General features: G+C 34.2%; 1 pseudogene. It reads right to left on the bottom strand.

The annotated features are described in order from the left end of the window. A pseudogene (locus AAEY79_RS15465) lies at positions 1–230 on the bottom strand (glycerate dehydrogenase); the annotation flags it as partial. Positions 231–260: the final 30 nt, after the last annotated feature.

The raw sequence follows: 260 nt of genomic DNA, 5'->3' as shown, positions 1-260 counted from the left end.
ACATTATTAGTACCAGTTGCACTTACACAAATTAATTTAAGCTGTGTAAGTTTGCTAATCGTGTCGCGATTTAAAACTGCTTTATTAGTGATTAATACATCAGCACCTTGGCAATGTTCAATAACTTGCTCTGGGCTAGTAAGTTCATAAGTCGTTAATTTACCAAGTTGTTCAATACCAGTAAGAGACGTTTTAGCTAACGTTGCGTTATCAAGAATAGTAATGTTCATTATGAGCCCTAAAATAAGTGGATCTGAAAG

Origin of the sequence: Psychrobacter sp. GW64-MNA-CIBAN-0177 (assembly GCF_040309585.1) — a bacterium.
GTDB classification, from domain to species: domain Bacteria; phylum Pseudomonadota; class Gammaproteobacteria; order Pseudomonadales; family Moraxellaceae; genus Psychrobacter; species Psychrobacter okhotskensis.
This window is presented reverse-complemented; position numbering and strand designations above follow the sequence as displayed.